Consider the following 23,968-nt stretch of genomic DNA (forward strand, 5'->3'; position numbering starts at 1 on the left):
GAACGGCTTATAATCCGTTTCACTCTTTTTTTGAATGATCGGCTTAAGTTAATTGAGTTGTCTGCTTAGCCTTGTTATACTGGAGTAATGAACACGGAGAAAGCGAGTACGACAATGAATTTAGATGAAATGAAAGAACGACAAAAACACATTCGCAACTTCTCGATTGTTGCACACATTGACCACGGAAAATCGACGCTGGCGGATCGTATTTTGGAGTTAACTGATACTGTCTCAAAAAGAGAAATGCAAGATCAACTTTTGGATACGATGGATCTTGAACGAGAACGCGGAATTACTATCAAATTAAATGCGGTAGCTCTGAAATACCATGCAAAAGATGGAGAAACATATATTTTTCATTTAATTGATACTCCTGGGCACGTGGACTTTTCTTATGAGGTATCGAGATCGTTAGCAGCCTGTGAAGGCGCCGTATTGGTTGTTGATGCAGCACAAGGTGTTGAGGCACAGACGTTAGCCAATGTTTATTTAGCTTTGGATAACGACCTTGAAGTGCTACCTGTAATTAACAAAATTGATTTGCCATCTGCTGAGCCGGAAAAAGTGCGCCAGCAAATTGAGGATGAAATTGGCATTGATGCTTCCGAAGCTGTTCTAGCCAGTGCAAAGGCTGGCATTGGGATTGAAGAAATTTTGGAACAAATCGTGCATAATGTTCCAGCTCCAACAGGGGATTTAACTGCACCGTTAAAAGCTCTAATTTTTGATTCAGTTTATGACGATTATCGTGGGGTTGTTTTGAGTGTTCGAGTATTCGAGGGAACGGTTAAAGCTGGAGACCGAATCAGATTGATGAATAGTGGTACTGAATATGAAGTTACTGAGGTAGGCGTGAATTCACCAAAACCACTGGCAACTGATGTGCTGATGGTTGGGGATGTTGGATATATTACCGCTAGTATCAAAGATATTCAGGATACTCGTGTTGGTGATACTGTCACTGATGCAAGTAATCCAACTGCAGAAGCAATGTCAGGCTATAGAAAAATGACGCCAATGGTTTATTCTGGGTTGTATCCTACCGATAATGCTAAGTTTAATGATTTACGAGAGGCTCTAGAAAAACTGCAATTAAATGACGCCGCATTAACCTTTGATCCTGAGTCATCACAAGCATTAGGATTTGGTTTTCGTTGTGGCTTTCTTGGATTGCTTCATATGGATGTTGTGCAGGAACGACTCGAAAGAGAATTTAACCTTGATTTGATTACAACCGCTCCATCGGTTACCTACAATGTAGATTTATCTGATGGTACTAAACAAGAGGTTGAAAACCCTGCTGAAATGCCGGATGCTTCGAATATTAAGGCAATTAATGAGCCGTATGTTAATGCGCAAATCATGGTACCCAATGACTATGTTGGTGCCGTGATGGAGCTATGCCAGAAAAAAAGAGGTATTTTTGAAACGATGGAATATCTTGACGATATTCGGGTGAATGTCATTTATCATATTCCTTTGTCTGAAATTATTTACGATTTCTTTGACAAATTGAAGAGCAGTACTCGCGGTTATGCGTCATTGGATTATGAACTAGAGGATTATCGGCCGAGTGATTTAGTTAAGATTGATATCTTGCTCAATGGAGATAAAGTTGACGCACTAAGCTTTATTTCTCACCGTGATTTTGCTGCTCAACGTGGTCGAGAAATCACGGCTAAATTAAAAGAGATTATTCCACGACAAAACTTTGAAATTCCAATTCAAGCTGCAATTGGGGCTAAGATTATTGCTAGAACGAATATTCGTGCTTATCGCAAGGATGTTACCGCAAGAATTCATACTGGTGATCCCGACCGCCGTGCTAAGCTGCTTGATAAGCAAAAACGTGGTAAGAAGAGAATGAAATCTGTCGGTGTCGTGGATGTTCCACAGGAAGCATTCATGGCAGTTTTACAAACCGGCGAAGAAGAATCACATAAGAAATAGCATTATATCAACGTTTAATGGACTAGCTAATAAATAAGCTAGTCCATTTTTTATTAAATTATCAACATAAATTATAACCATCATTTTGTTACAGACCTACGATGTAAAGTATGTTAAGTTCCATTAAAATAGATATTAGTTGCTAAAATATTGCGTTTTGAGTTATGATAATTATAAGAAATATTGTTGTCTTTTGATATTAGGAGGGATTACTATGAAGAAACCGACAAAGAAGATGAGTGGTAGTCAACGCCGAGCAGAGAATAGAAACAATACAACAGATTCAGGTGAAACTAGAACTAAAAATATTCATAATCATGCCCCAGCACACCGCGCAAAGCAGCATTTGATACACAGTGAAGCTAAACGGAAGAGCGAAGTGCAATAAAATTAGTTATAAGAGGTTCAGTGTCTGACGACACTGGATTTTTTTGGTTTTAAAAGGATATACAAGTAAATCATAGTCAATGAGGCTGTTTATAACTATGTGAATAAATTATTAAACTTTTATTAATTAGGTTACTAAAACTTGAGCTAAAATTAAGTCGTCTGGAGTAAAAAAAACAGTGAAATATGGTAAAATGGTACTATTGATAGGTTAAAGAAGAGGACGAATGATTACATCCTAGTGAATTAATTTCATCCGTAGAATTAATTTTATTTGAATAAAAAGGGTTTACATACTGTTTGATTTACAGTATGATGTTAACTTAAAAGTTAAAACAGTTGGAGGTGATTACCGTGCTAAATAAGACAAAGCAGTTCATGCGCAAAAACAATTTAAGGTATAAGAAAGAATACATTAGGCCAATGATGATTACACAACATGTTTATGTTTTCACGTTTGGCAAAAATGAACTCAATAATCGGGTAATCATTCGTTACTCCCATACTTGGACTGGTCGATTGAAAATTAATGAGATCGATCTTCGACTGCATCGTCAACATCATCCAAGAACATTTAAGACCGAAGCTGATCTGGTTAAGTACCTAGAAAAACATCTTGAGTCTAATATTCTTAAGTATGCTGATGAGCCAGCAAACTATAAAGATCTTGAGCAGGCTGCAGAGGCTAAGGCAGAGCGTGAAAAGGCGGCTGCTGAAAAAGTTGTTCAAGAAAAACAGCATGAATAGTTTAAGGACGTGATAAAACAAAAATTTTATCACGTCTTTTTATAAGCAGTATGCTAGAATTGATTTATTCGTTTTTCTTAAGTAGTTGATAAATTTTGAGGAGGCTATGACGTTGCAATGGACTGAAGTAACGGTCAAAACTGAAAGTGAATCTGTTGAAGCAGTGAGTTTCATTCTTAACGATTTAGGAGCTAGTGGGGTTAAAATTGAGGATGCAAAGGATTTTGAAAGCTTAACACCCGGTAAATATGGTGAACATGGTGAAATTATCGATCCCAATGATATCCCACATATTACTTCTGGCGCTAATGTAACTGCATACTATCCTCAGAGCGTATTTGTGCCAGAAATTATTCCAACGATCAGACAAAAGGTTGCGGCATTATCCAATTTTGGCCTAAACCCCGGCAGTGGCGAAGTGATTGCTAACGCTGTGTCCGATGAAAATTGGGCTACCGCTTGGAAAAAATATTACCATCCGGTCCGTGTAACACGTCATTTAACGATTGTTCCACAGTGGGAAGAATATAAACCATCTGATGATGACGAACAAATAATATCATTAGATCCTGGTATGGCATTTGGTACCGGCACTCACCCAACGACTAAATTGATGCTGCAGGCATTAGAAATGGTAATTCGTGGTGGTGAGTCGATGATTGATGTTGGCACCGGATCTGGCGTTTTAAGTATTGCAGCTAAATTACTGGGCGCCAATAATGTTGATGCATACGATGTTGACGATGTTGCAGTTCGTTCCGCCTTATCAAACGTTAAATTAAATCCGAGTGTTGAGCCTATCAACATTGCTGCTAATGATTTGCTCAAGGGCATTCATAAACAAGTGGATATTGTCGTCGCCAATATTTTAGCTGAAATTATTATTCCACTTGTTCCTCAGGCATTTGATAATCTTAAACAGGGTGGTTATTTTCTTTGTTCCGGTATCATTGCTGATAAATTCGATCAAGTTGCTCAAGAAATTAAAAAGCACGGATTTGTAATAAATGAGACATTGAAGATTAAGGACTGGTATGGCATTATTGCATATAAACCATTGCCAGATGAATAGGTGATAATGTGCAACGGTATTTTATTAATCAACCTGCTAATATAAGTGACAATGTGTTGTTACCAGATAACGTGGCTCATCATTTGGTGAAGGTCATGCGCGCTCAAGTTGGCACACGAGCCGAATTCGTTACTAATGACCAACATGTATTTATTGGTGAAATTTTTTCAATAGATGGCAGTAAAACGTTCGTCAAAATGGTGGAGCCTTTAAAAACACAAAGCGAACTACCGGTGAACGTAATAATTGCATGTGGTGTGCCCAAGGGAGAAAAAGCTTCTTTGATTACACAGAAGGCAACTGAACTAGGGGTTAGCAAAATTATATTTTTTGACGCTCAGTGGTCAGTTTCACGATGGAAGTCGGAAAAACGCGATAAAAAGTTAGATAAATTGAGAAAAATTGCTAGTGGTGCTGCAGAACAATCACACAGAAATGTTATTCCTAAAATAGATTACTGTGACTCATTAGTTGATGTTGCAAGAATTGACGTTAGTAAAAAAATCGTTGCGTGGGAAGAGTCTGCTAAACATGGAGAACATTCTGCGCTATCGCAAGTTTTTCACGACTTATCTAATGGAGATACTTTGTTAGCGATTATTGGTCCCGAAGGTGGATTAAGCGAAGAGGAGATCGACTTGTTGAAAAAACAGCAAGTGGTCACTGCTGGACTTGGTCCCCGGATATTAAGAACGGAAACTGCACCGTTGTATCTTCTTGCAGCAATTTCATATTATTTTGAATTGGAGAACTATTAACATGGCTTACTTACAAAGAAGTTGGAAGAGATTTGATAAGAAACTATTTGGCTGGTCTGTACTAGTTGGAATTGTGCTAACTGCGATAGGTGCATACTTACCATTTGTTCATCGTGTTACATCGGTCGTCTTATTGATGATCATAGTTAATGGAGGCTATTCGATTTACACTGGTATTAGAATTGCCAAAAAAGATTTAAATTGGTGGGAACTATTTTTGTTTCCAATTTGTTATATCATTGGTGCGTACATATACTTACCGCACTACACATTTTATTTCACGCTTGTCTATCTTGGCATTGCCTATTTGAGTTATTCAATGTCAAAGCAAAAGCTGTAATATTGCTATTTAACTCTAATTGCATGTATAATTACCGAGTATAAATTTGGCAAAATTAATGGAAAGTAAGTTGGTAAACAATGCCTAAAGAAAAAAATCTAACTCATGAAGATGTGAAAAACATCTGTGCGTCTTACATGAACGCTGAACACGTTAAGCTGGTGGAAAGTGCATATCACTTTGCCGATACCGCTCATAATGATCAGCGTCGTCGATCAGGCGAACCATATATTATTCACCCGGTTCAGGTGGCTGGCATTTTGGCTAAACTCCATATGGATCCGGAGACTGTTGTTGCCGGCTATTTGCATGATATTGTCGAAGATACCGGTGTCGTACTTGAAGATGTTAGGGAGCTATTCGGTCCCGAAGTTGCCATGATAGTTGATGGTGATACTAAACTCAGTAAAATTAAATACAAGTCAAATAAGGAGCAAATGGCGGAAAACCACCGTAAGCTTCTATTAGCGATGTCAAAAGACATTCGCGTCATGATTGTTAAATTAGCGGATCGTCTTCATAATATGCGTACGTTACAGCATTTACGTCCTGATAAGCAACGACGAATTGCTAATGAGACACTTGAAATATATGCTCCCATTGCCGATCGACTTGGTATCAGCACAATTAAGTGGGAACTTGAAGATTTATCATTAAGATACTTAAATCCTCAACAGTATTACCGAATTGTGCACTTAATGAATTCACGACGTGATCAACGAATTGAATACATTAATCGGGCAATTGATGATATTAAGGATGCAATCAAGGATTTGGATCTTGGTAATGGTACTGAGATATATGGCAGACCTAAGCATATTTATTCCATTTACCGTAAAATGGTTACGAAGCATAAGCAGTTCAGTCAGATATATGACTTGCTTGCAATTAGGGTTGTTGTTGAATCTATCAAGGACTGTTATGCAGTATTAGGTGCCATCCACACAAGTTGGACACCGATGCCTGGGCGCTTTAAGGACTATATTGCAATGCCGAAAGTCAACGGCTACCAATCGTTGCATACAACTGTAGTTGGCCCTGAAGGTCGTCCGTTGGAAGTTCAAATTAGAACCCACGAAATGCATGAAGTTGCTGAATTAGGGGTTGCTGCTCACTGGGCCTACAAGGAAGGCCGAACAAATGGTGTTAAGCAGTCTGACTCAGGTAATAAACTGAATTTGTTTAAAGAAATTCTAGAACTGCAAAGTGAAAGCAGTGATGCTGACGAGTTTATGCAGGGTGTTCAAGGTGATATTTTTGCGGATCGAGTCTACGCATTTACACCAAAGGGTGATGTTTTAGAATTGCCAAAAGGTGCTGGGCCTCTTGATATGGCATATACCATCCATACAGAGGTTGGCAATAAGACAACTGGAGCAAAAGTAAATGGCAAGATTGTTCCACTGGATTATGAAATCAAAAACGGTGATATTGTTGATATTTTGACGTCCAGTTCGTCTGCAGGTCCTAGTCGTGATTGGCTTAATTTGGTTTCAACTAGACGTGCTCGCAACAAGATCAAACAGTTCTTCCGTCTCGCAGACCGTAAAGAAAACATTGTTGTCGGTCACGAAATGGTTGAAAAGAAGCTGCGTGATAGTGGGTTCAATGCTCATTTAATTATGACACCTGAGAAAGAATCAGAAGTTGCTGCAAAGCTTCATTATAGTAGTAGGGACGATATGTTTGCTGCTATTGGTTTCGGAGATTTACAGCCGGCTGGAGTTGCAAATCGGATGTCGAAGGACGTTCGCCAACAGATTGAAGACGATAAGCAGAGACAGACTGAACGCGAACTTTTAGAAGAGCATAAGACCCTTGCGAAGGATGAAGAAACACACCACGAAAAAAAGCAGCATTCATCATCTTCTCAAGGTGGTGTCATTATTGAAGGTGTCGACAACCTTCTTGTTCGGCTTAGCCACTGCTGTAGCCCAATTCCTGGGGATGAGATTCTCGGATACATTACCAAGGGACGCGGTGTTTCGGTTCACAGATCGGATTGTCCCAACATTAAGGCTGCGGAAGAACACGGTGAACGGATTATCAAGGTCGCGTGGGCCAATCCTGATGGCGATCGTAATAATTACAATGCTGATCTGGAAGTACAGGGATATAATAGGAATGGATTATTGAATGATGTCCTTAAATCGATTAATAATAGCACTCGATTCTTGAGCTCAGTTAATGGCAAAGTTGACCATGACAAGGTTGTCACGATTAATGCATCAATTGGAATTAGAAATCGTGAACATTTGGAACGAATTATGGATAATTTAAAGAAAATTCCAGACGTTTATGTAGTGAAAAGAACTATTCACTAATGTTTGGAAATGGGGATTACGTATGCGGGTTGTGTTACAAAAGGTTAATCATGCTCAAGTAACTATTAATCATGAAGTGGTAGGTAAAATTAATCAAGGGTTTATGCTGCTGGTTGGTTTTGCACCTGAAGATACGCAAGAGCAAGTTGATTATTTGGTTCACAAGATTATTAATGTGAGAATATTCGAAGATGGCGATGGTAAGATGAACTTGGGTCTCGGTGATGTGGATGGGGCAATACTATCCGTTTCACAGTTCACTCTCTATGCTGATACAAAACATGGTAATCGTCCGGGCTTTTCATTGGCGGCTAAGCCAGAAATAGCGGAGCCTTTATATAATCAGTTTAATGAAAAACTGCGTAGCGCTGGTGTCCATGTTGAAACTGGTCATTTTGGTGCTGAAATGCAAATTGAATTGGAAAATGATGGTCCAACAACAATTATTTACGAAAAATAGTGAGGTACGTTATATGTTTTCATCCTTTTTTTGGGATTTAGATGGTACTCTCTACAACACCTATCCTAAAATGGTCGAGTCTTTCAGTGAGACACTCGACCATTTTGGTGTGTCTGTAGATAAAAACAGAGTATACAAAATTATGAGACAGGGTAGTCTTGGAGATGCATTTGACACATTTGGTGCTGAAAATGGGCTTAATAGGCATGATCTTGAGGAGGTCTACTATCCCCTTGAAAAGAAGTTACAAAAACCAGAATTATTCCATGGCGTGAAAGATATTTTAAAATTGATAAAGCAGTCAAATGGTAATAATTTTCTACTGACACATCGAAACGGTCGTTCATTATATTTCATGAACAATGATAATATAATTGATTTATTTACCGATTTTGTAACGGCTGATCAACCATTTCCAAGGAAACCAGATCCGACGTCTTTAAATTATTTGATAGAGAAAAATCGTGTTAATCGAAATGATGCAGTTATGGTGGGAGACCGTAATTTAGATGTTGATGCCGGACACAATGCTAACATTGCGGGTATTTTGTTTGATCCAGATCATATAATTGACGTAAATTCTAATCCAGAATATCAAATCGAAAATATGGCCGAAATTCAAGCATTAATCAAAAAATAAACTACTTTCTATAAACTAAATTATGTAAACTAAAGATATTTAAAGTTGTTTTATGGATAAAAAATTGATACAAAAGGCGTTATTATCGATAATCAGACCAAATTATTAATTTGAGGTCTCAATTTATCAGATCTAAGCATCCGGTAAACGACTGAGCACAAGACCCCTAAGACTAAATTCATTTTAGTCTTAGGGGTCTTGTGCATTCGAGAGAAAAATTTTTAATCAATAGTTTGACAGAATTCTGTCAACGCTATCACCATATGATTCACCAAATAAGTTAAGATGCATGCATAAATAATAGAATTGATACCAAGGTAATCGATCTTCTAAACCACTTGGTATTGGGTATTGTTCTTCATACGATTGATAAAATTCTTGGGAAAAACCGCCAAAAATGGTAGTCATTGCTAAATCTAATTCACGATCACCATAAAAAGCGTCTGGATCAATTAAGACTGGCTGACCGTCGCCAGAAAACATATAGTTTCCTGACCACAGATCACCATGCAGCAAGCTTGGTTCAACAGGATGGTTATTATAGTAATTGATAAATTGCTGCCGCATTTGGTCGAAATGTGTTTGACGCCATGAATTCCAAACGTGATTATCTGCCGATGCTGAGGCAAGCATGTCCAGTCGCTGTTCTGTGTAGAATGTAACCCAGCTATTTTGCCACTGATTATTCTTGGTCAAGTTGCCAGATTGATGGTTAAAATCGAAGCCAAATTGTTGATTATGGTGCTGATGAAGGATTGCTACCATCTTTCCTAAATCGTGTTGACTGCCTTGACCAGTATCAATCCAATTTAAAAGAAGGTACGCGTCTCCATTAATTTCTCCTTGTGAGATTGGTTGAGGTGCGTTGACAACATCCCCGAGGGCGGTTAAACCAGCTCGTTCGTGGTCAAAGTAATCAGATGGGTGATTCGGCTGAACCTTTAAAAAATACCGGCTATCTGATGATTTAATCTGATATGCCAAATTGATATCTCCACCGCTGACTGGCCGAGCAGAACTGATATTATCAAGCGGTAGCTTTGATAACCAATCACTATTTAAATTACTGCGCATAAATAAGCTTCCTTTCATTTACTATGAACTAAAGTATTCACTTAATCCTTTCGTCACTAAACGAGCGACCTTTATTTGATATGCAGTACTCTTAATTTTTTTGTAATCGTGAGTATCGTTGATATATCCCATTTCACATAGAATGGCAGGACGGGTATTGTCTCTAATAACTAAGAAATTACCAAAATCAATTCCGCGGTTAGTCATTGGCAAGCTATTAAACTGTTTGTTGAGTGTTTTGGCAAGCTTTTTTGAGGCCCCTTTGTGGTAATAGTAGGTCGTTAGTCCAGAAGCTTCATTACGTTGTGGCGATGAATCAAAATGGAAACTAATGAATGCATCTGCATGCACTTTTTCGGCAAGCTTTGGTCTAGCCTTAAGCCCAACATACTTATTTGAATCTCTTGTCATAATGACATGAGCACCCTGTGTCCTCAAGTCAGCGGCAACTAGCTTTGCAACCTCCAGTGTATATGTTTTTTCCATGTATTTTGGATTTTTACTATTATCTTTGTACTCAGCACCTGAGTCCCAGCCACCATGGCCTGGATCAATTACAATTGTAGCTTCAGAAAGCTTGGTAGCTCTTTTTAAGTTGTCCCTACGGTTGACTAACCAGCTGGCAATCCAGCCAAATTTATGATCGTTTATTCTGACTTTATACCAATCATTTTTTTCGGCCAGAACGCTTAATCTTGTTTTTGAATTAAGTGTTTCAACAGATTTATATTTTAACCCTGGTCCCTGACGAACATTAACATTCTGGACGCTAACAACAACTGTCTTTTGACGAGTTAGCGCAAATGTTAGTCCTAACGTTAAAATAATAAAAATGCTCACTATTAAAATTTGCATGCGGGTTGGTCGGAAATGAGGCATTATTCAAACTCCTTAGAATGTATTCTTATTTGCCAATTTTAAGAATTTTGTGGATTAAAAGCAAGGCTTTTAGAATATACCTTGACTTTAATCATAAATTCGAGTAGTTTTGTTTGTGTAATTTAAATAGATTAAACCGATGATAAAGAATGCTAGGTAGATATTTCAAGCAGAGAGCGAAACGATGCTGAGAGTTTTGCGAAATTGAGTCTTAGTTGACACTTTTGAGGATGGAATTTTCCCGTCGATGATTCGACGTTATCAAAGAGTAATGAGTCACACTAAGGTGGTACCGTGCAAAAGCACCCTTGTAAATACAAGGGTGCTTTTTATATTTTTAGCACTGCATAGGAATTAATCAACATATTTAAATCAGAAGTAAATAATATTTTAACTGCTTAGTGCAGAAATTAAAAGGAGGATAATATATGCACTATCAACGTCCAAAAGGGACCGCCGATGTTTTACCGGGTGATTCAGATAAATGGCACTATGTTGAAGAAACGGCGCGTCTATTGTTCGAAGATTATCAGTATCATGAAATTAGAACGCCGTTATTTGAAAGCTTTGAAATTTTCTCGCGCTCTTCTGGAGATACATCAGATGTGGTGACGAAGGAAATGTATGATTTTCATGATAAGGGTGATCGCCACATTGCACTACGTCCAGAGGGAACTGCCGGTGTGGTACGGGCTTACGTAGAAAACAAACTGTATGGTCCTGAATATGCCAAACCATATAAGGCATTTTATATTGGGCCGATGTTTAGATATGAACGTCCTCAATCTGGGCGCCAACGGCAATTTCATCAGATTGGCGTGGAGGCCTTTGGCAGTGACAGTCCTGCATTAGATGTTGAAGTTATTTCGATGGCTTTAGCATTCTTCAAACAACTAGGTGTATCTGGACTGAGAGTTGCTGTTAACACATTAGGTGATAAAAAGAGTCGTGACGATTATCATCAGGCCTTGGTTGATTATTTAAAGCCTCATTTTGATGAATTAAGCAAGGATTCTCAAGAAAGACTTGAGAAAAATCCATTGCGTGTTTTAGATAGTAAAGAACCAGAAGACCAAAAATTTGTTGCGGATGCGCCGTCAATTTTGGATTACTTGACGGATGATGCTCGTAATCATTTTGAACAAGTCAAACAATTTATGGACGCTCTTGGAATTGATTACGTAATAGATCCAACAATGGTTCGCGGGCTGGATTACTATAATCATACAATTTTTGAAGTAATGGTTAATTCAAAGGTTCTTGGCCATGGCTACACCACGATTTGTGGTGGTGGTCGTTACAGCGGTTTAGTGAAGGAATTAGGCGGTCCAGATGATACTGGTATTGGTTTTGCAATTGGATTGGAACGTTTAATGCTTTTGCTGGAATCTGAAAAGGTTGCTATTCCAGAAAAAAATAAACTTGACGTTTACGTGGTTGGAATTGGTGATGAAACCAATGCTGAGACTTTGAAACTTGTTGAAGCAATTCGAGAAGCAGGCTTTTCAGCTAACAGAGACTACATGAACCGTAAGCCTAAAGCACAATTTAAGTCGGCCAATAAGGAAGCTGCATCATTTGTGATTACAATTGGTCAGGCTGAACTTGAATCAAAAACTGCACATTTTAAATCAATGGCCAGTGGTGAAGAGGTTTCACTACCATTGGATGACTTGTACAAAGATTTTTCAAAAATTTATGATAAATATACGGGAGAATAAAAATGAAGCGCACAAATTATGCTGGATTAGTTGATGAAAACCTTGCTAATCAAGAAGTTGTATTAAAGGGTTGGGTACAAAAACGTCGGGATTTAGGTGGCTTAATTTTTATTGACCTCCGCGATCGCGAAGGAATATTGCAATTAGTTTTTAGTCAAGAATTCGATGTTGATGCTTGGAAAGTTGCGGATGGTCTTCGTAACGAATACGTTATTGAAGCTCGAGGTACGGTTAAGTTACGTTCTGATAGTGAAATTAACCCCAAAATGAAAACTGGTAAAGTGGAAGTTGAAATTCATGAAGCTAACTTACTAGCAGCTGCTAAGAATCCTCCATTCTACATTGAAGACGGTGTTGATGTTTCCGAAGAATTAAAGCTTAAGTACCGTTATCTTGATTTACGTCGTCCTGAAATGCAAAAAGCATTAAAGATTCGCAACAAGATTACACATGCGACTCATGAGTTCTTTGATGATAATGATTTTTATGACATTGAAACCCCTGATTTAACGGCTTCAACTCCTGAAGGTGCTCGTGATTATTTGGTTCCATCTCGTGTTTATCCAGGGCATTTTTACGCTTTACCTCAATCACCTCAAATTTTTAAACAATTGTTGATGGGTGCCGGCTTTGATCGTTACTATCAAATTGCTCGTTGCTTCCGTGATGAAGATCTTCGTGGCGATCGTCAGCCTGAATTTACTCAAATTGATATGGAAACTAGTTTCTTGTCAGCTGAAGAAATTCAAGAAATCACTGAAGGATTGTTGAAAAAAGTGATGCATGATGCTGTTGGCGTTGATATTAAGACACCAATTCAGCGAATTGAGTGGCAAGAAGCCATGGACCGCTTTGGATCAGACAAGCCTGATATTCGCTTCGGTATGGAACTACAAGATATTTCTGACGTTGTTAGTGATATTGATTTTAAAGTCTTCCAAAATGCTTTGAAAAATGGCGGGTTTGTTAAGGCAATCTGTGTTCCTGGTGGAGCAGCTAAATATTCACGTAAAGATCTTGATGCTAAAACTGAATATATTGAACGATTTGGTGCCAAGGGAATGGCTTGGATCAAAGTTACGGAAGATGGATTCACAGGTCCCGTTGGCAAATTCCTCAAGGTTAAGCAGGACGAAATTAGTGAAGCGGTTGGAGCTAAGGCGGGCGATTTAATTCTGTTTGCTGCCGACAACTTTAAAGTTGTTTCCGATACACTAGGATATCTTCGTAAATCGATCGCTCACGAAATGGGCATGATTGATGAATCAGAGTTTGCATTTATCTGGGTTGTTAACTGGCCATTGTTCGAATACGATGAAGGAATCAAGCGTTGGACTGCCGCTCATCATCCATTTACGATGCCAAACGAAGAAGATTTGCACTATCTTAATGATGGTGAAGATCCTCATAAAGCACATGCTCAAAGTTATGACATTGTTTTGAATGGTTACGAGCTTGGTGGTGGTTCAATTCGTATTCATACTCGTGAAATTCAAGAAAAGATGCTTAAAGCATTGAACTTTACACCAGAACGTGCTGAAAAGGCCTTTGGTTTCTTGATGAATGCTTTGGACATGGGATTCCCACCACACGGTGGCTTAGCAATAGGTTTGGATCGTTTTGCAATGTTACTATCACATCGTGATAACATTCGTGATGTCATTGCCTTTCCAAAGAACTCTAAGGCAACAGAACCAATGACAGAAGCACCATCAACGGTTGCTGATAAGCAACTTCTTGAATTGGGCTTGTTTGTAAATCACAACGATGAAAAATAAATAATCTGTAACCCATTTTCATTGGATGAAGGTGGGTTACTTTTTTGACCGAAGATAATTGGATAATATAAGCCAAATATATTAGGATTTGTTATAATCGGTCTATATGAGCGGAGTCATTCAAGGAAGGGCTGACATGGAAGATATACAAAAGTTAATTGAACGGCATCAGTATGTTGGTCGTGCGGGAACTGCATTTATATATGCAATTTTAGTTTCAATAGCGGTTAATTTTTTCTGGACACCAGGGCATATTTATTCTTCAGGTGTAACAGGATTGGCTCAACTCGTTAATACCTTAACGATGCGGTATGCACCATTTGAGGTTACGACTGGCGTAATGTTGTTTGTTTTGAACATGCCTCTATTTGTCTTAGCGTGGTTTAAAATTGGTCATCGTTTTACTATTTTTACGTTTATTTCGGTTACTTTGGCCAGTATTATGATGCATTTGATTCAACCAGTAACTTTGACACACGATCCACTAATTTGTGCCATTTTTGGTGGGGCGATTAACGGGTTTGGAACTGGGTTGTCATTGAGATATGGAATATCAACTGGCGGGTTGGACATTATTGGCATTGTTTTGCGCAAGAAGACGGGCGCAAAGATGGGCCGCATTAATATTAGTTTTAACGTTTTGATTATTTTGGCTGCAGGTTTTGTGTTTGGCTGGCCGTATGCTCTTTATTCGGCAATTGGCTTGGTTGTTAATGCTAGAGTAATGGACATGGTTTATACGCGCCAACAATTATTACAAGTTATGATTGTGACGGATCGTCCCAAATCAGTTACAGATAGTATTCAAAATCATATTCGACGTGGTATTACGATTGTTCACGGTGCAGAAGGTGCTTATCATCATGATTCTAAGGCGATTTTATTTACTGTTATTTCTCAGTATGAAATGTATGAACTCAGAGCAGCGATGGAGGAATCAGATCCACACGCGTTTGTGTCAATTACGGAATCAATGCAAATTATGGGCCATTTTTACGAACCAAAACTTTGATTGGAGGATCTGTGTATGTTAATTGGATCACACGTCAGTATGAAGGCACCAAACATGTTACTGGGATCTGCTAAGGAGGCCGTAAGCTATGGAGCTTCAACATTTATGATTTATACGGGAGCACCACAAAATACCCGTCGCAAAGACTTAAGTGAAATGAAAATTGATGAAGGTACCGCGTTCATCAAGGAACATGGATTAACACAGATCGTTGTTCACGCACCATACATTGTTAATTTGGGTAACACAATTAAGCCACAGAACTTTGAATTTGGCGTCGAATTTTTACGTCAAGAAATCGTGCGTGCACAGGCCCTTGGCGCATCTCAAATCACACTTCATCCAGGTGCCCATGTGGGTGCTGGTCCCGATGCAGCAATTAAACAGATTATCAAGGGCCTGAATGAAGTGATTACACCAGATCAAATACCGCAAATTGCAATTGAAACAATGGCCGGTAAGGGAAGCGAAGTTGGTACTTCTTTTGAACAATTAGCGGAAATGATTGACGGCATTAGGTATAATGAAAAGGTGTCAGTAACTTTTGATACTTGTCATACTAGTGATGCAGGCTACCCGATTAGGGATGACTTTGACGGGGTGTTAAATGATTTTGATCATATCATTGGTCTTGACCGATTGAAGGTTATTCACTTGAATGATTCAAAAAATGAACAAGGTAGTCATAAGGATCGTCATGCAAATATCGGAATGGGAACAATCAGTTTTAAGACATTAAATTATGTTGCACATCATCCACAATTACTGAATGTACCTAAGATATTAGAAACTCCATATGTCCAAATTGACGAAAAACATAAAGTTGCACCCTATGGAGCAGAAATTTCAATGATTGAAGCTGGTAAATTTGACCCTGATTTTACAAATAAATTGAAAAATTAACTGTTAAATCGTTTTATTTTTGTGTATAATGCAAGAACACGTGCAAATGATGTGAAAATTATAACGTTGCTGTATTGACGATAAAAATGGAATTATGTATAATAGTTCTCAGCAGTATTACTATGTCTTAATTGAAGATAGTTTACCGTGTAATCTTTAGCTCGGAGGGAGGGAATTCATATGGCAAAAACAGTCGTTCGCAAGAATGAATCTCTTGATGACGCTCTTCGACGCTTTAAACGTACAGTTTCAAAAAACGGGACCTTACAAGAATACCGTAAGCGTGAATTTTACGAGAAGCCAAGTGTTAAACGTAAGTTGAAATCAGAAGCTGCTCGGAAACGTAAAAACAAGAAACGTTTTTAATATTTAACGTTGATGCTCCTGAATCGGATGACTATTCATTCGAGCAGGGGCATTTATTTTTAATTTAATAATATACTGGGGGATTATATCAATGAGTTTATTAGATAATTTAAATCAAGATATGAAAACTGCAATGAAAGCTAAAGATAAGCCAACATTAAGTGTTGTCCGCATGCTTAAATCTGCTGTAATGAATGAACAAATTAACCTCGGCCATGACTTAACCGAAGATGAAGAAATCGCTGTATTGTCACGAGAATTAAAACAACGTAAGGACTCTGTTGCTGAATTTGAAAAGGGTGACCGTGACGATTTAGCAACACAGACAAAAGCAGAAATTAAAGTTGTTGAAAAATACATGCCGGCGCAATTATCTGATGATGATGTCAAACAAATTGTTACTGATACGGTAAAAGATTTAGGTGCTGAAAGCATGGCCGACTTTGGTAAAGTAATGGGTGCTGTAATGCCTAAATTAAAGGGTCAAGCTGATGGTAAGCTGGTTAACCAAACTGTCAAAGATTTACTGAAGTAGCTTTCAAACCGCTATATTGGTGTATCGCAAAGGCGTATGGTAAAATCTAGCTGTATTTATTTTGTGGTAAAGGAGATTCTTAGTTGGACGAGAATACGACAGGTTCAATTGAAAAAACATTTCGAGTAAGTAATCCCGAAGTTGAGGTAGGCCTTTTAGGAACTCAAGACCAATTTGTTAAGCTTCTGGAAGAGGGAATGGGCGTGTCTATTAGTCCATTCGGTGAAGACTTAAAAATAAAAGGTGATAGTCTACAGGTTGATCAAACCGTTGATATTTTGATGAAATTGGCTGAATTAATCAAAAATGGTATTCGCCTAAATAGCACCGACATTGTTAGTGCTATGAAAATGGCTGATCGCGGAACACTTGACTATTTTACCGATCTGTACAAAGAAGTAATTATTAAAGACCGCCAGGGTAGATCTATTCGTGTCAAAAATTTTGGTCAGCGTCAGTATGTTAAGGCAATTTCAGAAAATGACTTGACGTTTGGAATTGGGCCGGCCGGAACTGGCAAGACATTTTTGGCGGTTTCAATGGCAGTTGCATCGCTTAAACGTGGGGATGTTGACAAAATTATTTTAACTCGTCCTGCCGTTGAAGCTGGTGAAAGTTTGGGATTTTTGCCGGGTGATTTAAAAGAGAAAGTCGATCCATATCTACGGCCGATCTATGATGCTTTGTATCAAATTATTGGTGCAGAACACACCCAACGTTTGATGGATCGTGGTGTGATCGAAGTTGCTCCGCTCGCGTACATGCGTGGTCGGACATTGGATAGTGCCTTTGTTATTTTGGATGAGGCTCAAAATACGACTAATGCCCAAATGAAGATGTTTCTCACACGTTTGGGCTTTGGCTCGAAAATGGTGGTCAATGGTGACATTTCACAAATTGATTTACCTCATGGAACACGTAGTGGGTTAGTAAATGCCCAAAAAATTTTACAGCATATTAAAAACATTGATTTTGTTACCTTCAGTGCTGATGATGTTGTCCGTCATCCGGTGGTTGCAAGCATTATTAATGCATACGAAAAAGAAGAAACTACGAAACGATAGGAAAAATAATGGATTTAGAAATTTATGATCAAACAACACAACATGTGGATGAAAAGCAACTCGATTTGGTTGAAAAGGTTCTGCAGTACGCGGGTGAATACTTAAAGTTACGCGATGATACAGAAATGTCAGTCACTTTTGTTAACAATGATAAAATTCAGGAATTGAATAAGGAATACAGAGACGTAGATCGTGCAACGGATGTTATTAGTTTTGCGATTGAAGATGCGGACGATGATTTTCCAATTGTCATGGATGAAGAAATGGCTGATGAAATTCCTGAAAATATCGGTGATATCTTTGTTTCAATTGATAAAGTTGCAGAACAGGCTAAATTTCTAGGGCATTCTAACGATCGCGAGTTGGGTTTTCTGGTCGTGCATGGATTTCTTCACCTAAATGGATATGATCATCAAAATCCGGAAGATGAGAAGGAAATGTTCACTCTCCAAAGAAAGATTTTGGACGATTATGGGCTTAAAAGATAAACAAACAGTTAAAAATACTCATTTAATTCAAGCGATGAAGCACGCAATGGCCGGTGTTTGGACAGTTGTGCGCAATGAACGTAATATGCGTTATCATCTCGTCGCAGCGCTTTTTGCGATCGGATTTGGTTGGTACTTTAGAATTAGTGAGCTGGAGTGGCTGATGATTGCACTAGCAATCTTTTTTGTGATTGCTAGTGAGTTTGCAAACACTATTGCTGAATCGTTAGTAGATTTAATTGTACAGCACCATTATGATCCGTTAGCAAAGCGCGTTAAGGATGTTGCAGCCGGTAGTGTGTTACTGGCTGCTTTATTTGCCGTTGTGGTAGCAGCTATTATTTTTCTTCCCAAATTTTTTTAGAATGAGTGGTATTTTATGGATAATCCAAATTATAAATCAGGTTTCGTTGCGTTAATTGGCCGACCAAACGTTGGTAAATCAACGTTGTTAAATCAGGTGATTGGTCAAAAAGTGGCGATCATGAGTAATGTTGCACAGACTACTAGAAATAAAATTCAAGGAATCTACACTTCAAATGATGCCCAAATTGTTTTCATTGATACACCTGGAATCCACAAACCCCAAACAAAATTAGGGGATTTTATGGAACGTTCGGCATTGTCTGCGCTTGACGAAGTTGATGCAATTTTATTTGTTGTGAACGCAACTGAAAACAAAGGTGCAGGGGACAATTTTATTATTGAACGTCTTAAAAAAGTTCATCAACCGATTTACTTGGTTATTAATAAAATTGATCAAGTTAAGCCGGAACGATTACTTGATATTAAGGCTCAGTACGAGCAGTCTCTTGATTACCAAAAGATCGTACCAATTTCTGCGTTGAATGGTAACAATGTTGATCAACTAATTGAGGAATTGGTTAATCATTTACCTAATGGTCCTCAATATTATCCTGCTGATCAGGTCAGTGACCATCCAGAACGATTCGTGGTTGGTGAGATGATTCGGGAAAAGGTTTTCCAACTAACGCGTCAAGAAGTGCCACATTCAGTAGCAATTGATGTTGAACAAATTAAACGACGAGATGATCGAACAATTGATATTTCAGCAACAATTATTGTTGAAAGACCTGGTCAAAAAGGAATTATTATTGGCAAAGGTGGCAGTATGCTGAAAAAAATTGGCACAATGGCTCGTGAAGATATTGAACGGCTAATGGGCGACAAAGTTTACCTGAAATTGTGGGTTAAAGTTGTTGAAGGTTGGCGTGATAAGGGATCGATGCTTAAATCATATGGTTATCGCAAAAATGATTATTAGATTAACGGTTTGAGGTGGTTAATATGGTAGGTTCTGCGGAAGAGTTTGAAGGTATCATTATGTACCGGCGTGATTATCGCGAACGTGACCAATTAATTAAAATATTGACCGACCGAGTTGGTAAAACCATGTTTTTTGTTAAAAATGTTCGTAAACGTGGTTCAAGAATCGCGGCTGACGTATTACCGTTTACAGATGGTAATTACGTTGGTGTTCTGAATCGTGAGGGGCTTAGTTTTATTAATACAGCTCTTGAAACTCATCATTTTTACCAGATTACTCAAGATATTGTTAAAAACGCGTACGCAACATATATTCTGGGATTAGTTGATAGTGCTTTTGCTGATCAGCAGCAGTTGGGTGGTTGGTTTCATCAAATTAAACAAGCATTAACGTTAATTGATGAGGGTTTCGATGAGCGAATAATTACTAATATTATTGAAATTCAATTACTCAACGTTTTCGGCATTGCACCTAACTGGCAGGGGTGTAGCGTTTGTGGTCGCAATGATCTTCCATTGGACTATTCAATTAAGTACGGTGGTCTACTATGTCAGGAACATTATCATCTTGATTCATACCGATTACATGTTGATCAGCGAACTATCTACTATTTGCGTAAATTTTCCCGTTTAAATTTAGATCAACTTACTTCTATTGAGGTTCATGAAGAGACTAAAAAACATCTGCGTCAGGTCATTGATGAAATTTATGATGATGGTGTTGGATTGCGGTTAAAAAGTAAGAAATTCATTGATCAGTTGGGTACTTGGGAAAACAAGCTGCCGCCGCTGACAAATGACGATTGACAAGGATAAGGTTGTCGATTATGATTAACTAGAATTAAATAGATGATGATGACGGAGTTTAATAGATTCAAGGAAAGCGAGTGCGGGGTAGTGAGAGCCGTGCATTATGAGTCTTTCGGCACTCTAGCAAGTCAGATCTGTAATTAAGCTGTTTTGCGTAAGCAAAAAAGCAGGGTGGAACCGCGAATTAATTATCGTCCCTGTAAAGATTGGTACAATACTAATCTTTACAGGGCTTTTATTTTGAGAGGAGAAAAACGATGACAGAAAAATTACCAGTTCAACAAATTATTTTAACGTTGCAGAAGTATTGGGCGAAGCAAGGATGCATGTTGATGCAGGCTTATGATACAGAAAAAGGTGCTGGAACGATGAGTCCGTACACATTTTTACGAGCAATTGGCCCAGAACCTTGGAATGCAGCGTATGTTGAACCATCACGTCGTCCCGCGGATGGTCGGTATGGTGATAATCCCAACCGTCTGTATCAACATCACCAGTTTCAAGTAATTATGAAGCCTTCACCTGATAATATTCAGGACTTGTACTTGGGAAGCTTACGCGAATTAGGAATCGATCCGCTAGAACATGATATTCGATTTGTTGAAGACAACTGGGAAAATCCTTCGATGGGTTGTGCCGGTGTTGGTTGGGAAGTTTGGCTTGATGGCATGGAAATTACTCAATTTACTTATTTCCAGGTTGTTGGTGGTCTTCAAATGGATCCAGTTGCTTCGGAAGTAACCTACGGACTGGAACGATTGTCGCAGTATATTCAAGATGTTAATAATGTTTTTGACCTGGAGTGGGCGCCAGGTGTTTTATATGGTGATATTTTCAAGGAACCAGAATATGAGCATTCAAAGTATAGCTTTGAAATGAGCAACCAAGAAATGCTACTAAAATTCTTTGAAGAGTATGAGGCAGAAGCTCAGCGTTTAATTAAAGCAGGATTGGTGCACCCAGCTTATGACTACGTTTTGAAATGCAGTCATACATTTAACTTGCTGGATGCGCGTGGTGCAGTATCTGTAACTGAGCGAGCCGGATATTTATCAAGGATTCGTAACCTAGCCCGGATGATTGCCCGTGCATTTGTGGCAGAACGTAAAAAACTCGGATTCCCACTGATTAAGGATGAAGCTAAACGTCAGGCATTATTAGCAGACGACAAGGAGGCAAAGTAAAATGAGCCATTCATTTTTATTAGAAATTGGCGTTGAAGAAATGCCAGCACACGTAGTAACGCCAAGTATTCAGCAATTAACGCAGCGTGTGACCAAGTACTTAAAGGAACAAAGCATTTCTTTTGATCAAATTAAACCATTTGCTACTCCACGGCGTCTGGCACTTTTACTGACTGGTGTGGCAGACAAGCAACCAGATATTGACACGGAAGTTAAGGGACCCGCCAAAAAAATTGCACAGGATGCCGATGGTAACTGGACTAAGGCCGCAATGGGCTTTACGAGAGGGCAAGGCTTAACTGTGGATGATATTACTTTCAAAGATATCAAGGGTACCGAGTATGTTTACGTAGAAAAACACATTGCTGGCAAAGAAGTTGCAGACGTTTTAACTGGACTAAAAGATATTATCATGGCTATGAACTTTCCAACTATGATGAAATGGTCAACTAATAAGTTTGAATTTGTTCGGCCAATTAAATGGTTAGTTGCACTATTGGATAGTCAAGTTGTGCCATTTTCGATTTTAAACGTTGAAACTGGAAATCAAACGAGTGGCCATCGATTCTTAGGTGGTGACATCACGCTTGATGAAGCAACAGATTATGAAGACGCCTTAACGAAAGAATTTGTGATTGCGGACCAAAAGAAACGTAAGCAATTAATTAAAGAACAAATCGATAGTATTGCTCAGCAAAATAACTGGGAAATTGCTATTGATGAAGATCTTTTGGAAGAGGTTAATAATTTAGTTGAGTGGCCAACTGCATTTAGTGGTCATTTTGATGAAAAGTACCTTGAATTACCAGATGAGGTTTTGATCACTTCAATGAAGGATCATCAGCGTTTCTTCTATGCTCGTGATGGTGAAGGAAAACTGCTGCCTAACTTTATTTCTGTTCGTAATGGAAACAAAGACTTTATTGATAATGTAATTCGTGGTAACGAACGAGTTTTGACTGCTCGTCTTGAGGACGCCCGATTCTTCTACCAAGAAGATCAACAAGTAACGATTGACCAATATGTTGATCGACTGAAGAATGTTAGCTTTCATGATAAGATCAGCTCAATGTACGATAAAATGCAACGCGTTTCTGTCCTTGGTCAAATGATTGGCACTAGCCTCCACCTCAGTGATGACGAACTGAATCAGTTAAAACGAGCAAGTCAAATTTACAAGTTTGATTTAACTTCCGGAATGGTAGGAGAGTTTGCTGAGCTTCAGGGAATTATGGGAGAAAAATATGCTCTATTACAGGGTGAACCTGCAAATGTTGCAACAGCAATTCGTGAACATTACATGCCAATCTCTGCGGACGGAGCATTACCAGCCACTACTATTGGATCTGTATTAGCAGTCGCGGACAAACTCGACAGCATCATTAGTTTCTTTGCTGTTGATATGATTCCAAGTGGATCAAATGATCCATATGCATTAAGACGCCAAGCATTTGGTATTGTCAGAATTATTGATGATAAACAATGGCATCTTTCATTACTTAATATTGCCAGTGAATTTGCTGTTCAATTAGCAAAAAACGATGTACGTCCATCATTTGATATTACACATAATTCAAGTGAGGTTAGTGACTTCATTAAGGGCCGATTACATCAACTATTTAACGGACGTAAAGTTCGTCATGATGTTATCGATGCCGTATTAGGTAGTTCACAAACTGATGTTGAAAATATTATTGAGGCCGTTGATGCAATTAATAAGCATCTTGCTGAGGATTCATTTAAGGATTCTGTGGAAGCCTTAACGAGAGTGATGAGAATCGCTAAGAAAGGTGAATTTGACAACCAGGAATTATCTGTTGATACGCAACTGTTTGAAAATCCTTCTGAAAAGAAACTCTATGACAGTGTCAGTGAGTTAGATGATAATTTTGAAAAACAGACTGTGTCACAGCAGTTAGATGGACTATTATCCTTAGAACCTGTTATCAGTGCCTACTTTGACGAGAACATGATTATGGCTGATAACGAGGCAGTTAAAACTAACCGTTTGCAGCAGCTCTCAATTTTGTCTAAATTAATCTTAAAAGTTGGTAATTTAGACGAATTAATTGTAAAATAGTTACTCTACTTGACAAAGGTGTTAACTCGAGGGTGTTTTGATTGACATCTTTTTGAGTTGTGTTAACATGTACTATGTATAAATGTGAGGATGAACAAGGTCGCAT

The 23,968-nt window shown here is 38.5% G+C and carries 24 protein-coding genes; 22 read left to right on the plus strand and 2 right to left on the minus strand.

Annotated elements, in window-relative coordinates:
• Positions 1 to 114: 114 nt before the first annotated feature.
• From lepA to FD16_RS06095, 9 genes are all read left to right on the plus strand, one after another.
• Positions 115 to 1,953 carry a translation elongation factor 4 gene (lepA, locus tag FD16_RS06060; protein WP_010622247.1) on the plus strand — a complete coding sequence of 613 codons (1,839 nt, stop codon included), beginning with the start codon at positions 115 to 117 and terminating at the stop codon, positions 1,951 to 1,953.
• Between the two features lie 214 nt (positions 1,954 to 2,167).
• The gene (locus FD16_RS12755) at positions 2,168 to 2,341 is read left to right on the plus strand and encodes a hypothetical protein (RefSeq protein WP_155804356.1); all 174 of its coding nucleotides are present in this window, start codon (positions 2,168 to 2,170) and stop codon (positions 2,339 to 2,341) included.
• A 377-nt stretch (positions 2,342 to 2,718) separates the two neighbouring features.
• Entirely contained in the window at positions 2,719 to 3,087 is a 369-nt protein-coding gene (locus tag FD16_RS06065) for a hypothetical protein (RefSeq protein ID WP_235778165.1), read from the plus strand.
• A gap of 112 nt (positions 3,088 to 3,199) precedes the next feature.
• A complete protein-coding gene (gene prmA, locus FD16_RS06070; RefSeq protein WP_010622245.1) occupies positions 3,200 to 4,159 on the plus strand; it encodes a 50S ribosomal protein L11 methyltransferase in 960 nt (319 codons plus the stop codon).
• Positions 4,160 to 4,167: 8 nt separating this feature from the next.
• Positions 4,168 to 4,917 carry a 16S rRNA (uracil(1498)-N(3))-methyltransferase gene (locus FD16_RS06075; RefSeq protein WP_010622244.1) on the plus strand — a complete coding sequence of 250 codons (750 nt, stop codon included), beginning with the start codon at positions 4,168 to 4,170 and terminating at the stop codon, positions 4,915 to 4,917.
• A gap of 1 nt (position 4,918) precedes the next feature.
• Complete coding sequence (locus FD16_RS06080; RefSeq protein ID WP_010622243.1) at positions 4,919 to 5,257, plus strand: hypothetical protein; 339 nt, start codon at positions 4,919 to 4,921, stop codon at positions 5,255 to 5,257.
• 80 nt (positions 5,258 to 5,337) lie between these two features.
• Entirely contained in the window at positions 5,338 to 7,581 is a 2,244-nt protein-coding gene (locus tag FD16_RS06085; RefSeq protein ID WP_056938539.1) for a RelA/SpoT family protein, read from the plus strand.
• Positions 7,582 to 7,603: 22 nt separating this feature from the next.
• Positions 7,604 to 8,041, plus strand: coding sequence for a D-aminoacyl-tRNA deacylase (gene dtd / locus FD16_RS06090; RefSeq protein ID WP_010622241.1), 438 nt, complete (start codon positions 7,604 to 7,606; stop codon positions 8,039 to 8,041).
• A gap of 13 nt (positions 8,042 to 8,054) precedes the next feature.
• Entirely contained in the window at positions 8,055 to 8,681 is a 627-nt protein-coding gene (locus FD16_RS06095) for an HAD-IA family hydrolase (RefSeq protein WP_010622240.1), read from the plus strand.
• A gap of 225 nt (positions 8,682 to 8,906) precedes the next feature.
• Here the strand turns inward: FD16_RS06095 and FD16_RS06100 are convergent, their stop codons facing one another.
• Together FD16_RS06100 and FD16_RS06105 are read right to left on the minus strand one after the other, a co-directional pair.
• Positions 8,907 to 9,755: a fructosamine kinase family protein gene (locus FD16_RS06100; RefSeq protein WP_010622239.1), complete on the minus strand. Its 849-nt coding sequence runs from the start codon at positions 9,753 to 9,755 to the stop codon at positions 8,907 to 8,909.
• A 21-nt stretch (positions 9,756 to 9,776) separates the two neighbouring features.
• Positions 9,777 to 10,634, minus strand: coding sequence for an N-acetylmuramoyl-L-alanine amidase family protein (locus FD16_RS06105; RefSeq protein WP_010622238.1), 858 nt, complete (start codon positions 10,632 to 10,634; stop codon positions 9,777 to 9,779).
• A gap of 428 nt (positions 10,635 to 11,062) precedes the next feature.
• On the opposite strand from FD16_RS06105, the gene hisS reads away from it, so the two are divergent.
• From hisS to glyS, 13 genes are all read left to right on the plus strand, one after another.
• Entirely contained in the window at positions 11,063 to 12,355 is a 1,293-nt protein-coding gene (gene hisS / locus FD16_RS06110; RefSeq protein ID WP_010622237.1) for a histidine--tRNA ligase, read from the plus strand.
• Between the two features lie 2 nt (positions 12,356 to 12,357).
• Positions 12,358 to 14,133, plus strand: coding sequence for an aspartate--tRNA ligase (gene aspS / locus FD16_RS06115; protein WP_010622236.1), 1,776 nt, complete (start codon positions 12,358 to 12,360; stop codon positions 14,131 to 14,133).
• A 136-nt stretch (positions 14,134 to 14,269) separates the two neighbouring features.
• Entirely contained in the window at positions 14,270 to 15,145 is an 876-nt protein-coding gene (locus FD16_RS06120; protein ID WP_010622235.1) for a YitT family protein, read from the plus strand.
• A gap of 15 nt (positions 15,146 to 15,160) precedes the next feature.
• Positions 15,161 to 16,048 carry a deoxyribonuclease IV gene (locus FD16_RS06125; RefSeq protein WP_010622234.1) on the plus strand — a complete coding sequence of 296 codons (888 nt, stop codon included), beginning with the start codon at positions 15,161 to 15,163 and terminating at the stop codon, positions 16,046 to 16,048.
• Positions 16,049 to 16,228: 180 nt separating this feature from the next.
• Positions 16,229 to 16,414, plus strand: coding sequence for a 30S ribosomal protein S21 (gene rpsU, locus FD16_RS06130; protein WP_010622233.1), 186 nt, complete (start codon positions 16,229 to 16,231; stop codon positions 16,412 to 16,414).
• Between the two features lie 91 nt (positions 16,415 to 16,505).
• Complete coding sequence (locus FD16_RS06135; protein WP_010622232.1) at positions 16,506 to 16,949, plus strand: GatB/YqeY domain-containing protein; 444 nt, start codon at positions 16,506 to 16,508, stop codon at positions 16,947 to 16,949.
• An 83-nt stretch (positions 16,950 to 17,032) separates the two neighbouring features.
• Positions 17,033 to 18,013 carry a PhoH family protein gene (locus FD16_RS06140; RefSeq protein ID WP_010622231.1) on the plus strand — a complete coding sequence of 327 codons (981 nt, stop codon included), beginning with the start codon at positions 17,033 to 17,035 and terminating at the stop codon, positions 18,011 to 18,013.
• 8 nt (positions 18,014 to 18,021) lie between these two features.
• Positions 18,022 to 18,501, plus strand: a complete 480-nt coding sequence (ybeY, locus tag FD16_RS06145) for an rRNA maturation RNase YbeY (RefSeq protein WP_010622230.1) — start codon at positions 18,022 to 18,024, stop codon at positions 18,499 to 18,501.
• Positions 18,485 to 18,865, plus strand: coding sequence for a diacylglycerol kinase family protein (locus FD16_RS06150; protein WP_010622229.1), 381 nt, complete (start codon positions 18,485 to 18,487; stop codon positions 18,863 to 18,865). The genes ybeY and FD16_RS06150 overlap by 17 nt, the downstream gene beginning before the upstream one ends.
• A 15-nt stretch (positions 18,866 to 18,880) precedes the next feature.
• Positions 18,881 to 19,786, plus strand: a complete 906-nt coding sequence (gene era / locus FD16_RS06155) for a GTPase Era (RefSeq protein ID WP_010622228.1) — start codon at positions 18,881 to 18,883, stop codon at positions 19,784 to 19,786.
• Positions 19,787 to 19,809: 23 nt separating this feature from the next.
• Complete coding sequence (gene recO / locus FD16_RS06160; protein WP_010622227.1) at positions 19,810 to 20,595, plus strand: DNA repair protein RecO; 786 nt, start codon at positions 19,810 to 19,812, stop codon at positions 20,593 to 20,595.
• 260 nt (positions 20,596 to 20,855) lie between these two features.
• Positions 20,856 to 21,782, plus strand: coding sequence for a glycine--tRNA ligase subunit alpha (gene glyQ, locus FD16_RS06165; protein ID WP_010622226.1), 927 nt, complete (start codon positions 20,856 to 20,858; stop codon positions 21,780 to 21,782).
• A 1-nt stretch (position 21,783) separates the two neighbouring features.
• The gene (gene glyS / locus FD16_RS06170) at positions 21,784 to 23,862 is read left to right on the plus strand and encodes a glycine--tRNA ligase subunit beta (RefSeq protein ID WP_010622225.1); all 2,079 of its coding nucleotides are present in this window, start codon (positions 21,784 to 21,786) and stop codon (positions 23,860 to 23,862) included.
• The last annotated feature ends 106 nt before the right edge of the window (positions 23,863 to 23,968 follow it).

The sequence above is a fragment of the Paucilactobacillus suebicus DSM 5007 = KCTC 3549 genome (genome assembly GCF_001434475.1).
Lineage (GTDB): Bacteria > Bacillota > Bacilli > Lactobacillales > Lactobacillaceae > Paucilactobacillus > Paucilactobacillus suebicus.

Bases quoted from the DNA above. Each gene is read 5' to 3' on its own strand.
- lepA (WP_010622247.1), top strand. From the start codon at position 115: ATGAATTTAGATGAAATGAAAGAACGACAAAAACACATTCGCAACTTC.
- FD16_RS12755 (WP_155804356.1), top strand. From the start codon at position 2,168: ATGAAGAAACCGACAAAGAAGATGAGTGGTAGTCAACGCCGAGCAGAG.
- FD16_RS06065 (WP_235778165.1), top strand. From the start codon at position 2,719: ATGCGCAAAAACAATTTAAGGTATAAGAAAGAATACATTAGGCCAATG.
- FD16_RS06080 (WP_010622243.1), top strand. From the start codon at position 4,919: ATGGCTTACTTACAAAGAAGTTGGAAGAGATTTGATAAGAAACTATTT.
- FD16_RS06085 (WP_056938539.1), top strand. From the start codon at position 5,338: ATGCCTAAAGAAAAAAATCTAACTCATGAAGATGTGAAAAACATCTGT.
- dtd (WP_010622241.1), top strand. From the start codon at position 7,604: ATGCGGGTTGTGTTACAAAAGGTTAATCATGCTCAAGTAACTATTAAT.
- FD16_RS06095 (WP_010622240.1), top strand. From the start codon at position 8,055: ATGTTTTCATCCTTTTTTTGGGATTTAGATGGTACTCTCTACAACACC.
- FD16_RS06100 (WP_010622239.1), bottom strand. From the start codon at position 9,755: ATGCGCAGTAATTTAAATAGTGATTGGTTATCAAAGCTACCGCTTGAT.
- FD16_RS06105 (WP_010622238.1), bottom strand. From the start codon at position 10,634: ATGCCTCATTTCCGACCAACCCGCATGCAAATTTTAATAGTGAGCATT.
- hisS (WP_010622237.1), top strand. From the start codon at position 11,063: ATGCACTATCAACGTCCAAAAGGGACCGCCGATGTTTTACCGGGTGAT.
- aspS (WP_010622236.1), top strand. From the start codon at position 12,358: ATGAAGCGCACAAATTATGCTGGATTAGTTGATGAAAACCTTGCTAAT.
- FD16_RS06120 (WP_010622235.1), top strand. From the start codon at position 14,270: ATGGAAGATATACAAAAGTTAATTGAACGGCATCAGTATGTTGGTCGT.
- FD16_RS06125 (WP_010622234.1), top strand. From the start codon at position 15,161: ATGTTAATTGGATCACACGTCAGTATGAAGGCACCAAACATGTTACTG.
- rpsU (WP_010622233.1), top strand. From the start codon at position 16,229: ATGGCAAAAACAGTCGTTCGCAAGAATGAATCTCTTGATGACGCTCTT.
- FD16_RS06135 (WP_010622232.1), top strand. From the start codon at position 16,506: ATGAGTTTATTAGATAATTTAAATCAAGATATGAAAACTGCAATGAAA.
- ybeY (WP_010622230.1), top strand. From the start codon at position 18,022: ATGGATTTAGAAATTTATGATCAAACAACACAACATGTGGATGAAAAG.
- FD16_RS06150 (WP_010622229.1), top strand. From the start codon at position 18,485: ATGGGCTTAAAAGATAAACAAACAGTTAAAAATACTCATTTAATTCAA.
- era (WP_010622228.1), top strand. From the start codon at position 18,881: ATGGATAATCCAAATTATAAATCAGGTTTCGTTGCGTTAATTGGCCGA.
- recO (WP_010622227.1), top strand. From the start codon at position 19,810: ATGGTAGGTTCTGCGGAAGAGTTTGAAGGTATCATTATGTACCGGCGT.
- glyQ (WP_010622226.1), top strand. From the start codon at position 20,856: ATGACAGAAAAATTACCAGTTCAACAAATTATTTTAACGTTGCAGAAG.
- glyS (WP_010622225.1), top strand. From the start codon at position 21,784: ATGAGCCATTCATTTTTATTAGAAATTGGCGTTGAAGAAATGCCAGCA.